This is a genomic window from Amycolatopsis sp. DSM 110486 (genome assembly GCF_019468465.1).
Lineage (GTDB): Bacteria > Actinomycetota > Actinomycetes > Mycobacteriales > Pseudonocardiaceae > Amycolatopsis.
In genome coordinates this window covers 7729635-7743012 of record NZ_CP080519.1, presented here as the reverse complement: position 1 = coordinate 7743012, position 13378 = coordinate 7729635, and the positions used below count along the sequence as shown (strand labels likewise).

Below are 13378 nucleotides of genomic sequence, written 5' to 3'. Positions count from 1 at the left end.
CATGTCTGGCGCTACCGTCGCCCGCGTGTCACTCACCGACGAGGCGATCGCCCGCATCCGCGAGCTGATCCAGTCCGGGAAGTTGCCGCCGGGCTCGAAGCTGCCGCCGGAGCACCAGCTCGCCACCGAGCTGGGCATCTCCCGCTCCCCCATGCGCGAAGCCGTCAAGGCGCTCGCTGTCGCCCGCGTGCTCGACGTGCGCCGCGGCGACGGCACGTACGTCACGAGCCTCGCCCCCACCGTCCTGCTCGAAGGACTCGGCCTCGCCGTGGAACTCATGCACGGCAACACTTTGCTGGAGCTGACCGAGGTGCGCCGGCTCTTCGAACCGATCGCCACCGGGCTCGCCGCCACCCGGGCGACAGAAGAGCACCTCGCGCAGATCCACAGCCACCTCGAGGCGATGCGCGCCGCGGCCGGCGACGTCGAGCTGCTCAACCAGCACGACGCCGCCTTCCACCGCGCCGTGGCCGCCGCGACCGGAAACGAAGCGCTCGCCACATTGCTCGACGGCATCTCCGGCGGCACCCTGCGCGCGCGGGTGTGGCGCGGGATGGTCGAAGCCGGCTCGGCCGACCGCACCCTGTCCGAGCACGAAGTGATCTACGAAGCACTCGCCGAACGCGACGCCACGCTCGCGCAAGCCGCCGCCCTCGTGCACATCAGCACCACCGAACGCTGGTTGCGCCGCGTGCACGGCGCCCGGGCCGAGGAGGCCGAGTGACACCCCCGACCGCGCCCGGCAAGATCGTCGGTCTGGGCACGTCGGCGATCGGCGGCCTCTACGAAGACCTCGGTGACGCCACGGCCCGGGCCACGCTCGAAGCGGCGTGGGCCGCCGGCACGCGGTTCTTCGACACCGCCCCGCACTACGGCACCGGGGTGGCGGAACGGCGGCTCGGCAAGTTCCTGCGCGACAAGCCACGCGCCGAGTTCACGGTGTCGTCCAAGGTCGGCCGGCTGCTGCGCCCCGGAGAAGACGGGCTCGTACGCGTGCGCGACTACTCGGCCGACGGCGTCTACGCCTCGCTCGCGGACAGTCTCGATCGCACGGGGCTGGACCGGTTCGACACCCTGTTCATCCACGACCCCGACGACTTCTGGGAGACCGCGGTCGGCGCGGCGTACCCGGCCCTCGCCCGGTTGCGCGACGAAGGCGCGGTGCGGCGGATCGGCGTCGGCATGAACGAGCCGAAGATGCCGGCCCGGTTCGTCGCCGAGACGGATGTCGACTGCGTGCTCATCGCCGGTCGTTACACCCTCCTCGACCGCTCCGCGGCCGACGAACTGCTGCCGTTGTGCGAAACCCGTGGGGTGGAAGTGATCGCGGGCGGCGTCTTCAACAGTGGCGTGCTGGCCGACCCCGGCCCGGACGCGCGCTTCGACTACCTGCCGGTACCGCCCGACGTGCGCGCCAGGGTCGAGGCGCTGGCCGCCGCGTGCGCCCGGCACGGGGTCGCCCTGCCCGCGGCCGCCCTGCAGTTCCCGTTGCGGCACAAGGCCGTGACGGCCATGGTCATCGGCGCCCGCACGCCGGCGGAGGTCGAGCAGAACGCCGCCCACCTCGCCACCGCGATCCCGGACGCGCTGTGGTCCGAAATCGACGGACTCACCGTGAGCCGGTGATCTTTCCCCGGCGGGCGAGCGCCTTGTTGACAAGATTGTCGACGAGATTGTGACCGTCGTGCACACCTGATTCCCGGACCACCCGGCCCACCGCCGACACGCGTGCGGGATCGCGCCCGCGCTGCCAGAGTGGATCTTGTCCGGACGAGAGGGGCTGAACGGCATGAGCGACCACCGCGACACGGCGAACCGGTGGTGGCGCACCAAACCGGTCGTTTTGCCGCCGCGCCGGACCCGGCGAGCGGCGCCGTTCGTCGTCGGCCTCCGCCGCACGTCCCCGGCGTGGTCGACCCGCCTCGACGAGGTGCTCGAGTTCAACGCTAGCCACTGAGCCCTTCGGGGGAACGACTCCCGCGCGCCCGACCGGGGAGGGAACGGGCGCGCGGGTCCCGGTCAGCCGCACCGGCGGCGACCGTGGCGCCCGGTTGAGGATCCGGACCCGTCTGGCACCAGCCGTGGTCGAGGATCGTGGCGCTGCCCGGACGAGTCCACCGCTCGCAGGTTGTCCAGGTGGGCGCGCCTGCTGACCCAGCGTCACACATTCTCACCCGGCGCACCGGCCGAAACCGGCGGAGTCCGCCGCACCGCGTCCAGCACGACCTGCACCGCCGCGCGCTGCGGTGAGCCCCGGCGGACGGCGGCGGTGATCGTCCGCGTCACCGGCGACGCGAGCTCGCGCGTCGTCACGCGGTAGCGGGGATCGACGGCCAGGCCGGGGAGCAGCGTGATCGACAAGCCGGCCTCGACGTGCTGCAGGGCCAGCATGTAGTTGCTGAAGCGGCACACCGCGCGCGGTTCGAAGCCCGACTGCCGGCACAGCCGCAGCGTCAGGTTGGCCATGTAGGACTGCGGCAGGTCCAGCGACCACGCTTCGTCCGCGAAGGCCGCCAGGTCGACGGCGCCGCGGCGGGTCGCGGGGTGGTCCGGGGGCATGACCAGCACGATCGGGTCGGTCGCGAGTGGCACGAGGTCCACGTCGGGGTCCAGCGGCTGCTCGACGAAGTCCGTGGTCGTGATGATGAGGTCGGCGTCGCCCACGCGCAGGGCGGGCATGCTCTCGTGGGGTTCCAGCTGCAGCACCTCGACCTGCAGGTCCGGGTGCGCCGCGGCCAGCCGCGTCACCGCGGGCACGGCGAGGGTGTGGACGGCGCTCTGGAACGCGCCCAGCCGCACCAGGCCGGCGGGTTCGTCGCCGAGGCCGCGCAGCTCCGCCTCGACGGTGTCCATGTGGTCGAGGATCGCCCGGGCGCGGCGCGCGAGGATCAGCCCGGCCGGGGTGAGGCGGACGTGGCGGCCGGTGCGTTCCAGCAGCTTGGTGCGCGTTTCGGTCTCCAGCACGGCGAGCTGCTGCGACACGCTCGACGCGCTCAGGTTCGACGCGCTCGCCACCGCGCGGATGGTGCCCAGGGTGTCGAGCCGGCTCAGCAGGCGCAGGCGCCACGGGTTCAGCACCGCTTTATTGTGCACGGTCATTGTGCGGCTCAGCCGAACAGAACGTCCGGAATTGTGAGCTGGACGTGTCGCTCGGCGCGGACTTACCGTCGGGGACATGGCTGCTCCGACCACTGTCCCGCTGTCCGCCGACACGTTCTGGACCGACGCCGAAGCCCACCTCGTGCGCTACGGCGGCGCGTTCACCCGCGAGATCATCGAACGCGCCGCCGGGAGCTTCCTCTACACCGCCGACGGCCGGAAGATCCTCGATTTCACCTCCGGCCAGATGAGCGCGATCCTCGGCCACTCGCACCCCGAGATCGTCGAGACCGTGCGCCGCCAGATCGGCACGCTCGACCACCTGTTCAGCGGCATGCTGAGCCGCCCGGTCGTCGACCTGGCCCGGCGGCTGGCCGAGACGCTGCCGGCACCGCTGGAGAAGGCGCTGCTGCTGACCACCGGGGCCGAGTCGAACGAGGCCGCGATCCGCATGGCGAAGCTCGTGACGGGCCGGCACGAGATCGTGTCGTTCGCGCGTTCGTGGCACGGCATGACGCAGGCCGCCGCGTCCGCGACCTACAGCGCCGGCCGCAAGGGCTACGGCCCCGCGACCCCCGGCAACTTCGCCATCCCCGCGCCCAACACCTACCGCCCCGACTTCACGCACGCCGACGGCACGCTCGACTGGCGCCGGCAGCTCGGCTTCTCGTTCGACCTGATCGACGCGCAGTCCGTCGGCAGCCTCGCCGCCTGCCTCGTGGAACCGATCCTCAGCTCCGGCGGGATCATCGAGCCGCCACCGGGATATTTCGCCGCACTGCGCGAAAAGTGCCGCGAACGCGGGATGCTGCTGATCCTCGACGAAGCCCAGACCGGCCTGTGCCGCACCGGCACGTGGTACGCGTTCGAGCGCGACGGCGTGGTGCCCGACATCCTGACGGTGTCCAAGACGCTCGGCGCCGGCCTGCCGCTCGCGGCCGTGCTGACCAGTGCGGAGATCGAGCAGGAGGCGCACGAGCGCGGGTTCCTGTTCTTCACCACGCACGTCTCGGACCCGCTGGTGGCCGCCGTCGGCAACACCGTGCTCGACGTGCTGATGCGCGAGCGGCTCGACGAACGCGCCCGCACGCTCGGCGCGTTTCTCCGAAGCGGGCTGGAGGAGATCGCCGAGCGCCATGAGGTCGTCGGTGACATCCGCGGCCGTGGCCTGCTGGCCGGGCTGGAGCTCGTGGTGGATCGCTCCACCAAGGAAAGCTCCGACGCGCTGGGCGCGCTGGTCACGCGGCGCTGCCTGGAACTGGGGCTGCACATGAACATCGTGCAGCTCCCGGGCATGGGCGGCGTCTTCCGGATCGCGCCGCCGCTGACCGCGACCGAGGAGGAGCTCTCGCTCGGGCTGTCCATTCTGGACGAAGCCATCGGCGACGCGCGGAAGGCGTTGTAAAGACGCGTGAGTGCCGGTTCGCCGCCGGCACTCACGCCGTCCGCCTTACGACCGCTGCTCCGGCGGCACGTACTCGAACGTCGGCCCCGCCGTCGTTTTCCCGTCGCCGGAGGGCATCTTCATGAGCGCCTGGGCCTGCGCCTTCAGCTGGAACATCACGCCGACGGTAGCGCCCAGCCCGCCCGGGTTGCCCGTGAACGCGTCTTCCAGCAGGTAGAGCAACAGGCAGTAGGTGTTGTCGAACTCCACCTGCGCCCGGCGGATCGGGCTGTCCTCGGGGTAGTCGGCCGCGCTGGGGTTGCGGCGCATCGGGAGCACGCCGTCGAGGTCGACCTTGATCTCCTTGCCCGTCGGACCGCTGCGCGGGGTGTCGCCCTCGGCGTAGCGGCGGCCGTTCTTGAGCTCCTGGAACCGGTAGAAGTGGGCGACCTCGTCGCGTTCGGGGTGGAAGACGTCGCGGTCGCCGTCCCACACCTCCGTGCGCGCGGCGCCCTCGCCCTGCTCGACGATCTCCGCGAGCGCGGCCAGCGCGGAATCCAGGTCGTGCACCGGAATCACGCTGCCGCCACCGCTGCGGAGGTGCATCTCGCCGATCTGGCGCCTCGGGTCACCGGAGAACACGGTCTCCTCACCCAGCTCCTCGCACAATTCTTTCAGCCCCGCCTGCACGGCGGCGTAGAACTGCCCGATCGTCCGGTACCCGTCGGCCTGCGGCGGCGCGTCGGCCGACTCGGGCTGCTCGATCCGCAGGAACAGCTCCAGCGCCTCCGCACCGAACGGCACAAGGTTGACCTGCACCGACGCGTCCCCGTGGGGCAGCGGGTGCGGGTACGCGGGCAGCAGCTCCGGCGCGTCGAGCTTCGGCTCGCCGCCCACGGCGTTGAGCAGGTTCGCCGCGAGCGCCAGGTGCAGCATCTCCTCGGCGAGCACGCTGCCGACGACCTGCGCGGCCTCGGCGTTGCGGCCCGGGTCGAGCGAATACAGCGCGCAGAGGTACGGCGGGATCGTCGCGTGCTCGAGCTCGATCGCCCACTGCAGGTGGCGGCGGAGCTCCTCCACGCTGTCGATGGCGGGGGCGGGGGCGGCACTGGTGTCCATCATTGCCTCTCGTCTCGGCGGGTCGCGAGTTCGGGGTTCGGGTTCGGGTTCGCGAGGCAGGACAAGACGGCAGGCGGATCTGTGACAGGTTCCCCGGACGGTTCCGGCTAACGGGCCGTGATGCGCCACCTCTGGGCGCGTTCCTGTTCGGCCCACAAGGCGGCGTGGATGGCGGCCTCGTTCTCGGCGTCGAGGGCGGACGTGGTCTCGTCCAAGAGCACGATCGGGGTGTCCTTCAGCAGCGTCCGGGCGATGGCGACGCGCTGGCGTTCCCCGCCGGACAGCAGGCGGCCGGCCTCAGCGTGACGCGGGCAGAAACGCCACGCCGTGCACCCGATCCACGGCCCGCGTCCACAAGGGATCCTCCGGGTCGGCCGGAAACCCCAGCCGGGGACCGATCTTCGCCCACGCCCGGGGATGTGCGCGCCGGTACTCGCGCAGGACCTCGTCCAGCTCATCGCCGTCGAGGAAGCGCCGACGCGGCTCCCGCCACAGGTAGCCCCCGCATCTCACCTCGATCGCGGGCGCGGCCCGGAGGTTCCGGTACCACTGCGGCACCCCGCCCCACGCCGCGATCACCAGCAGCTCCGGCACATCCGGCCGGTGCCGCACCACCTCGACCACCACCTCGCGACGCGCGCCCGACTTGCGCCCGCGGTGGACGAGGTAGAGCAGCCGGTGCCCGAAGATCTTCCCGAAGCCCCAGCGGTACCACGGGATCGGCGCACGAAGGAACCACCGCAGCAGCCCGGTCGGCGGCCGGTCGGTCACGGGCATCGCCGGCTCCGCTCTGCCGACCCGGTGAAAGCCGATACCGCAGCGATCACCACTGTGGCGCCGGCCCGCTCTGTTGCACACCGCGGCGCAGCGAGACGGCGAGCACGAGGATTCCGATCGCCACTGGCAGCCAGGGCAGTCCTCGCAGCGAGAACGCCCGCAAGGTGTCCGGGCCGGCTTCATACAGCAGATAGACGTCGACCTCGGGCAAGACCGTCGCCGCGAACAGCTCCACGATGGCCAGCGCACTGCCGACGATCAAGCACATCCTCGCGGCCGGCCGGCTCTGCATGGCCCCGATCGCGCCCGTCGGCAAGACCGCCGCCACGCCCAGATTGAGCACGACGGTCGCCCCACCCGAGACGATCTCCCCATGGACGACGGCGATGATCCCGCACACCGCCCCGATGAAGGCGGCGATGCTGCAGACGATCGCCAGCACGGCGGTCGCGACCGCGACCCCGCCTGCCGGATTGTTGTGGTGGACCGGACCGGCCGGAAACTGCTGCCCGCGATACTGCTGGTACGTCATGTCCTCCCCTTCGCACTGTCCCGGCATCGTGCCAGGGCACGGTTCGCCTCCGCACGAAAACGCCTTGAGTCCCACCGATCGGGGTCGGCTGAGTCCGGCTCAGCCGGCGTATTCGCCCAGAAGGACGTCGGGTTCCTCGAAACGCCTCAATCGCGCACAAGGCGCCCGGCGAACGCCACGAAGAAACTGAAGGGCCTATGCGGCCCGGGGTTCGATCCGCGTCCCGCGCGGGACGGTGACCGACAGGAGGTCGCCGGGGGCGTCGAGTTCGAGGCGGTGCCACCGTCCACACGGGACGATCGCCGCGGTGCCCGGGGTGAGCGTGGCCGGGGTGTCGTCGTCGCGGAGGTACAGGCGGAAGCCGCCGGTGAGGCAGCACACGATTTCGTCGGCGGCGGCGTGGATTTCCCAGTGGTCGGAGTGGACGTCGGCGTCGGTGCTGGCGTGGAAGGTCATCAGGTGCCAGTCGTCGGGCTCGCCGTCGACCGTGCGGGGTACCGCGGCCGCGTCGATCGGGGTCATGGGTTTCCTTTCAGGGGTCAGTCGGCCAGGCCGCGGCGGAGGGCGGCGGCGAGTTCGGCGATCTGGCGCTGCGACACCTCGGCGGACAGGATCGCCTGCGAGCCGTGGAAGGTGCCGGGCCACTGGTGCAGCTCGGCGGACACGCCCGATTGCAGCAGGCGCAGGGCGTACGTGATGCCCTCGTCACGAAGCGGATCGAACTCGGCGGTGGCGACGTACGCGGGCGGCAGGCCGGACAGGTCCGCCGCGCGCGCCGGGGCGGCGTAGGGCGTGCCGGGGGTGTCGCCGAGGTAGTGGCGCCAGGTCGCGGCGAGCTTGTCGCGCGTCATCCACGGCGTGCCGGTGAAGGTGCGCGCCGACCAGGTGTCCTGGCGGTCGTCGAGCTCGGGCTGGTTGAGCAGCTGGAAGCGGATCGCGGGCCCGTGCTCGTCGCGGGCCCGCAGCGCGATCGCTGCGGCGATCCCGGCGCCCGCACTGTGCCCGCCGACGGCGATGCGGGCCGGGTCGAGGCCGAGCTCCGCGGCGTTCTTCGCGGCCCAGGTCAGCGCCGCGTACGCGTCGTCCACCGCGGCCGGGAACGGGTGTTCCGGCGCTCGCCGGTAGCCGACGGAGATCACCACGGCGCCGGCGACGTCCGCGACTCGCGCGGCCCACGGGTGCTCCGTGTCGAGGTCGCCCATGACGAAGCCGCCGCCGTGCAGCCAGATGATCGCACCGTGGGCCTGCCGCGGCCGGTAGATGCGCACGGGAACGTCGCCGTCGGCGGTGTGGTCCTCGATCGTGAGGCCCGAGGTGTCGGGCGGCGGCGCGGAGGCGGACAGGCCGGCGAGCTTCTCGCGGGCGGTGACCGGATCGTCGAGGTCGGCGGGCGGGAACAGCGGGAGGAAGGCTTCGAGTTCCGGGTTCATGCCGACGATCCTGCCGCTGCCCGGGCGCCGCGTCGCCCGCCGGCCGTCGCGCGAAATCGCCCGATGACGCGACGCTCGCCGCGTACGCTGCCGGGTATGGAGGCGTTGGTCGTCCGGCTCTCGCAGCTGGACTCGGAGGCCGAGGGCGCGATCCGTGTCGTGATGTTCTACGACACGCTGATCCGCCGGCGCGTCGACCTGGCCGCGCTGGTCCGGGCTTCGGCGGGTCTGGCCGAGTGCGTGGCCGGCATCCGGCTCGACGGCACCGAGCAGACGTTCCGCGTCGCCCCGGACGGCCCCGCGCCCTCCGCCGGCCGCGCGTCGACCACGGTCGCGATCACGCTGGACGACGAGCAGATCGGCGCGGTCTGGCTCGAACGCCCGTCACCACTCCCCCTCGACCGCCTGCTCCTCGACCGCCTGGCCATCGCCGCGGCCGCCGTCGTGGAACGCTACGGCCCCGCCCGCACCACGATGGCCGACCCGGCGCTCGTCGAGCTCGCCATCAGCCCCGGCACCGACGCCGCCGCACGCGCGCGGGCCCTGCGGCTGCTCGGCTTCGCGGCCGACGCGGCGGTGCGCGTCGTGGCCGTGCGCTCGCCGCTGCCACTCGACCAGCTCGGCGCTTTGGTCTGCCCTGCGCGCCCGGTGAAGGCGACGCCGCTGGGTGAGGTGGGCGTCCTGCTGCTCACCGCCGTCGACGTCTCGCGGTTCCCGGCGGACGTGCGGGCAGGGATCGGGACCGTGGGGCCGTTGCCGGGCTCGTGGCTGTCGGCGCGAACGGCGCTGCGCTTCACGACGTCGCGCCGGCCCGTCGTGGACTACTGCTCGCTCGGCGCCTTGGCGCTGCTCGCGCACGTGCCCGGCGATGCCGCCCGCGACAACACCGACGTGGCCGCCCTGGCCTCCTTGGCCGCGGACGACCTGGACACCCTCGACGCCTACTGCGCCACGGGTTCCGTCCGCCGCGCCGCCGACGTGCTGCACCTGCACCACAGCAGCGTCGCCCGCCGCCTCGACCAGCTCGGCAAGACGCTCGGCTACAGCCTGGTCTCCCCCACCGGCCCCGTGCGCGCCCAACTGGCCCTCACCGCGTGGCGGCTGCTGGAGGCCTGACCCAGCGCGACACGAGGACGGTCTCACCGTCGCAGCAGGAGATCACCACACCGGCCACGCCTTTCGAAGCGGCCCTGGACGACGTCGTCCTTCAGCGCGGGACCGCGGCCACCGGGTACACGTCCGGATCCCCGGCGCGAGTTCCAGCCGCACAACCGGCGGCACCATTCGACCCGCCCGGCGGACTTCGGGCACGAGTGCCACGAGCCCGAGCGCGCGGACCGGCCGCCGCGCTGAGCACGGGGCCGTCCACTTCGGTCTGAAAAAACTTCCGGAACCGGTGAACCGCACGGGATCCGGCAGCCGTGTCCTCGTCGAGTCGCCCGGACGAACCGGGTGACAAGGACAACGGGGAGTGTTCTCATGTTCCGCAAGCAGGCGATGTTCCTGGCCGCTTTCGTCGCGGCGGGTGCCGCGGTGCTGTCCGCGTGTGGCGCGGGCAGCGACAGCGCGACGACCGCACCGGCGGGGGCCGACAACCTGCGCGCCGCCGCGGCCGCGCCGGCTGCCACGCTGACCGCGACCAGCGCGATCCTCTTCGACGACGCCGCGTTCTCCGACAACGGCGCCTCCCAGGGCATCTCCGGCAAGGGCTGCCAGACGCTGGCCCGCCCGAAGGTCACCTCGTCGCTGACCACGACCGGCACGCTGAAGCTGTGGAGCGGCGCGAACTGCACCGGCAAGTCGATCGCGGTCACCGGCAACGTGAGCAACCTCGCGAAGCTCGGCTTCGACAACAAGACCGTGTCGGTGAAGCTGGCCGGCGACGACAACGGCGGCAACAACAACGGGGGCGACAACGGCGGGAACGCCGGCGGCAACGACAACGCCAACCTCACCTCCACCTTCGCCCTCCTCGACAGCGGCAAGAACTTCTCCGAGCCCGACGGCTCCCAGGTCGCCAGCGACAAGGGCTGCAACGAAGTCCGCAACCCCGACCTCGTCCGCTCCATCGACGCCGACGGCACGTACAAGATCTGGACCGGCGCCGGCTGCACCGGCAAGTCGATGCTGATCACGGGCGACGCGCCCGACCTCGAGAAGATCGGCTTCGACCGCCAGGCCGCCTCGATCCGCCTCGCCGGCTGACGCGGCGAGCACACCGCCCAAGCACAGACAGCCACAGACAACAGCGCCACCGAAGGGATCCCGGAAACCCCGGGGTCCCTTCGGTGTTTCCCCGAAAGGTCAGGAAAGCACCGCGTCGTACTGCGCACGCGAGAAGCGAAACGGCCCCAGCGCGGCGTAACGCTCGCGGAACACCTCGGGGTCGTAGTCCGTCTGCCAGCCGAAGTCGCGCCACACCACCTCGTCGGCGGTCCGTTCGAGGACCACCGTCACGCCGCCGCAGCCGAGATCACCGCATTCCGGGCAGACGAACAGCGGCACCCGGCCGTCGGGCAGCGCGTCGGCGCCGAGATCGGCGGGCGCGACCGCGATGACATCGTCGCCGAGAGAACGCAGCGACTCACCGAGCCGGGCGCCGTCGATCTCGAAGTCGAGGTACTCACGGTGCGTCCGAATGCCGCCGGTGGGGAATACCTCACCCGGGCGTACCGAGGGGACCAGACGGAGCACGTTCACGCGCCGAGGTAACCACACAGTGGAACGACGAGCCACCGAGTTCGCGCGTTCGTCCAGCGTTCACACCGTGATCATCTGCGGGAGGGCGCGTGTTCGGTCCGGGTCGGAACTGTCGGGTGGCCCTGTTCCCCGACCTCAGGACGGATTCCGTGACCGATTCACGCGTTCGCCGGTGGCACCGCAGCCTCCGTCGTCCCCTCCTCGCCGTTGCCGGCCCCGTGCTGGTCCTCGGTGCGCTCACCGCGCCCGCGGCCAGTGCGGCGCCCGCCGACGATGTCCGGATCAACGAGGTGGTGACGACCGGCGACGTCAACGACTCGATCGAGCTCTACAACAAGGGCACCGCGGCCGTCGACGTCTCGGGGTGGATCCTCAAGGACGACGACAACGGCTCGAAGTACAAGATCGCCTCGGGCACGACGCTGGCGCCGGGCGCGTTCCGCGCGTTCGACGTGCACGACGAGTTCGGCCTCGGCTCCGAGGACGAGGCCCGCCTGTACCTCGCCAACGGCAGCACGCTCGTCGACAGCTTCAGCTGGGACGACCACTCCGACCCGTCGTGGTCGCGCTGCCCCGACGGCACGGGCTCGTTCCGCCAGGCGTCCGCGCTGACGCTGGGCGGGCCGAACGCCTGCGGTGGCTCGGGCCAGGGCACGTCGCCGGTCGCGTGGCCGGGCAGCGGTTCGGTGTCCACGGCCGACGCGTCCAACGTCTTCGGCGAAGACCTTTCCGGTCTGTACCAAGAGGGCAGCGTGCTGTGGGCGGCCCAGAACTCCGGGAAGCTGTGGCGCCTGGTGTCCAACGGCTCGGGCGGGTGGAAGCCGGACACCGCGTCCGGCTGGTCCTCGGGCAAGAAGCTGCACTTCTCGAACGGCTCCGGCACGCCCGACGACGAGGGCGTCACGGTCACCGGGTCGGGCTCCTCGGCCGGCGTGTTCGTGGCCACCGAGCGCGACGACGACAAGTCCGGCACCAGCCGCCTTTCGGTGCTGCGCTACGACGTCAGCGGCTCGGCGACCACGCTGAACGCGGCGAAGGAGTGGAACCTGACGTCGGACCTGCCGTCCGTCGACTCCAACTCGGGCTTCGAGGGCGTCACCTGGGTGCCGGACGCGTCGCTGACCGCGGCGGGCTTCAAGGACTCTTCCACCGGCGCGGCCTACTCCCCCAGCCACTACGGCTCGCACACCGGCGGCGTGTTCTTCGTCGGCGTCGAGGGCACGGGCATGATCTACGGCTACGTCCTGCAGGATTCCGGCGCGTTCACCCGTGTGGCGTCCTTCAGCAGCGGCATGGACGGCGTGATGGAGCTCCAGTGGGAACCGCAGGCCTCCCGCTTGTGGGCCGTCTGCGACGACACGTGCGACGGGCAGCACCGCACGTTCCAGGTGTCGTCGGGCTCCTTCACGACGGCGGCGGTGTACCAGCGCCCGAGCGGGATGTCGAACTACAACAACGAGGGCTTCTCCGTCGCCCCCGCGACCGAGTGCTCGGGCGGCTCGAAGCCGGTCTACTGGTCCGACGACAGCAACGACGGCGGGCACGCGTTGAGGAAGGGCAGCATCAGCTGCTGAGCTCGTGGTGTTGGTGGTCCCGGCCGTGGCTCGGCCGGGACCATCGTCGTGTTCAGACCGGCTTCCGGGCCGCGAGGCGTTCCACCGTCCCGAATTTGAGCCGTTCCGCCCGCGTGATCTCGAAGCCGGCCTCGGTGACGAGCGGCAGGGGACGGCGGGTCTGGTGGTCGCCGATCTGGCGGAGGGTGAAGCGTTCCAGGAGGCGCTGGGCCCAGCGCAGCGGGCGGTGGTCACTGCCGATGTGGTCGAGCAGCAGCAGCGCACCGCCGGGGCGCAGGACGCGGTGCATCTCGGCGATGGCGGCGCGGTCGTCGGGGAAGCCGCACAGGCCGAGGGTGCACACGACGGTGTCGAAGCTCGCGTCGGGGAACGGGAGTGTTTCGGCGTTCCCCTGCCGCAGCGTCACGGGCCGGCCGAGGCCGTCGGCGCGGCTCTTCGCCAGCTCCAGCATGGCGGGGCTGAGGTCAAGACCGGTCACGCGGGCATCGGGCGAGTAGAGGCCGAGGTTCAGCCCGGTGCCCACGGCGACCTCCAGCACCTCGCCGCGTGCCTGCTCGCACACCCATTCACGGCCGCCGCCGAACTGGACGCGTTCGAGGAAGCCGATGCTGCGGTCGTACCGCGGGGCGTACTTGTCCCATTGGGCCCGGAGCCAGGCGGGGTCGGTCATCGGCTCAGGTCCGCGACGGGCAGGCCCATGGCCGCGGCGGATTGGCTCAGTGCGGCGTCACCCGCACGATGTCGACCATCGACAGGCGGCACT

The 13378-nt window shown here is 71.7% G+C and carries 15 protein-coding genes and 1 pseudogene; 7 read left to right on the top strand and 9 right to left on the bottom strand.

The features are described 5' to 3' along the window. Positions 1 to 25: 25 nt before the first annotated feature. From K1T34_RS37560 to K1T34_RS37550, 3 genes are all read left to right on the top strand, one after another. Positions 26 to 724, top strand: a complete 699-nt coding sequence (locus K1T34_RS37560) for a FadR/GntR family transcriptional regulator (RefSeq protein ID WP_255637833.1) — start codon at positions 26 to 28, stop codon at positions 722 to 724. Further along, positions 721 to 1626: an aldo/keto reductase gene (locus K1T34_RS37555; RefSeq protein WP_220239471.1), complete on the top strand. Its 906-nt coding sequence runs from the start codon at positions 721 to 723 to the stop codon at positions 1624 to 1626. Before K1T34_RS37560 ends, K1T34_RS37555 begins: the two co-directional genes overlap by 4 nt. A 163-nt stretch (positions 1627 to 1789) precedes the next feature. Continuing rightward, positions 1790 to 1957, top strand: a complete 168-nt coding sequence (locus K1T34_RS37550; protein WP_220239470.1) for a hypothetical protein — start codon at positions 1790 to 1792, stop codon at positions 1955 to 1957. A gap of 203 nt (positions 1958 to 2160) precedes the next feature. Here K1T34_RS37550 and K1T34_RS37545 read toward each other — a convergent pair whose 3' ends face one another. Then, complete coding sequence (locus K1T34_RS37545) at positions 2161 to 3078, bottom strand: LysR family transcriptional regulator (protein ID WP_220247599.1); 918 nt, start codon at positions 3076 to 3078, stop codon at positions 2161 to 2163. Positions 3079 to 3175: 97 nt separating this feature from the next. On the opposite strand from K1T34_RS37545, the gene K1T34_RS37540 reads away from it, so the two are divergent. Further along, a complete protein-coding gene (locus K1T34_RS37540) occupies positions 3176 to 4504 on the top strand; it encodes an aspartate aminotransferase family protein (RefSeq protein ID WP_220239469.1) in 1329 nt (442 codons plus the stop codon). A 45-nt stretch (positions 4505 to 4549) separates the two neighbouring features. Here the strand turns inward: K1T34_RS37540 and K1T34_RS37535 are convergent, their stop codons facing one another. The 6 genes and pseudogenes from K1T34_RS37535 to K1T34_RS37510 all read right to left on the bottom strand — a co-directional run bounded on the left by K1T34_RS37535 (position 4550) and on the right by K1T34_RS37510 (position 8341). Then, positions 4550 to 5602 (bottom strand): ferritin-like protein, encoded by a 1053-nt coding sequence (locus K1T34_RS37535; RefSeq protein ID WP_220239468.1) that lies wholly within the window; start codon positions 5600 to 5602, stop codon positions 4550 to 4552. A gap of 155 nt (positions 5603 to 5757) precedes the next feature. Then, positions 5758 to 5895 (bottom strand): annotated as a pseudogene (locus tag K1T34_RS37530) (ATP-binding cassette domain-containing protein); the annotation flags it as partial. A 4-nt stretch (positions 5896 to 5899) separates the two neighbouring features. Continuing rightward, positions 5900 to 6379 (bottom strand): nitroreductase family deazaflavin-dependent oxidoreductase, encoded by a 480-nt coding sequence (locus tag K1T34_RS37525; protein WP_220239467.1) that lies wholly within the window; start codon positions 6377 to 6379, stop codon positions 5900 to 5902. 46 nt (positions 6380 to 6425) lie between these two features. Beyond that, the gene (locus tag K1T34_RS37520) at positions 6426 to 6911 is read right to left on the bottom strand and encodes a hypothetical protein (RefSeq protein WP_220239466.1); all 486 of its coding nucleotides are present in this window, start codon (positions 6909 to 6911) and stop codon (positions 6426 to 6428) included. 195 nt (positions 6912 to 7106) lie between these two features. Further along, positions 7107 to 7433 (bottom strand): cupin domain-containing protein, encoded by a 327-nt coding sequence (locus K1T34_RS37515; RefSeq protein ID WP_220239465.1) that lies wholly within the window; start codon positions 7431 to 7433, stop codon positions 7107 to 7109. A 17-nt stretch (positions 7434 to 7450) separates the two neighbouring features. Further along, positions 7451 to 8341: an alpha/beta hydrolase gene (locus tag K1T34_RS37510; protein WP_220239464.1), complete on the bottom strand. Its 891-nt coding sequence runs from the start codon at positions 8339 to 8341 to the stop codon at positions 7451 to 7453. Positions 8342 to 8437: 96 nt separating this feature from the next. Between K1T34_RS37510 and K1T34_RS37505 the strand changes: the two genes are divergently transcribed. Both K1T34_RS37505 and K1T34_RS37500 read left to right on the top strand, forming a co-directional pair. Further along, the gene (locus K1T34_RS37505) at positions 8438 to 9457 is read left to right on the top strand and encodes a helix-turn-helix domain-containing protein (RefSeq protein WP_220239463.1); all 1020 of its coding nucleotides are present in this window, start codon (positions 8438 to 8440) and stop codon (positions 9455 to 9457) included. A gap of 363 nt (positions 9458 to 9820) precedes the next feature. Then, positions 9821 to 10546 carry a beta/gamma crystallin family protein gene (locus K1T34_RS37500; RefSeq protein ID WP_220239462.1) on the top strand — a complete coding sequence of 242 codons (726 nt, stop codon included), beginning with the start codon at positions 9821 to 9823 and terminating at the stop codon, positions 10544 to 10546. A gap of 99 nt (positions 10547 to 10645) precedes the next feature. Here K1T34_RS37500 and K1T34_RS37495 read toward each other — a convergent pair whose 3' ends face one another. Continuing rightward, positions 10646 to 11041 carry a hypothetical protein gene (locus K1T34_RS37495; protein ID WP_220239461.1) on the bottom strand — a complete coding sequence of 132 codons (396 nt, stop codon included), beginning with the start codon at positions 11039 to 11041 and terminating at the stop codon, positions 10646 to 10648. Positions 11042 to 11190: 149 nt separating this feature from the next. On the opposite strand from K1T34_RS37495, the gene K1T34_RS37490 reads away from it, so the two are divergent. After that, the gene (locus K1T34_RS37490) at positions 11191 to 12615 is read left to right on the top strand and encodes a lamin tail domain-containing protein (RefSeq protein WP_220239460.1); all 1425 of its coding nucleotides are present in this window, start codon (positions 11191 to 11193) and stop codon (positions 12613 to 12615) included. A gap of 52 nt (positions 12616 to 12667) precedes the next feature. Here K1T34_RS37490 and K1T34_RS37485 read toward each other — a convergent pair whose 3' ends face one another. After that, positions 12668 to 13285, bottom strand: coding sequence for a class I SAM-dependent methyltransferase (locus K1T34_RS37485; RefSeq protein ID WP_220239459.1), 618 nt, complete (start codon positions 13283 to 13285; stop codon positions 12668 to 12670). Positions 13286 to 13378: the final 93 nt, after the last annotated feature.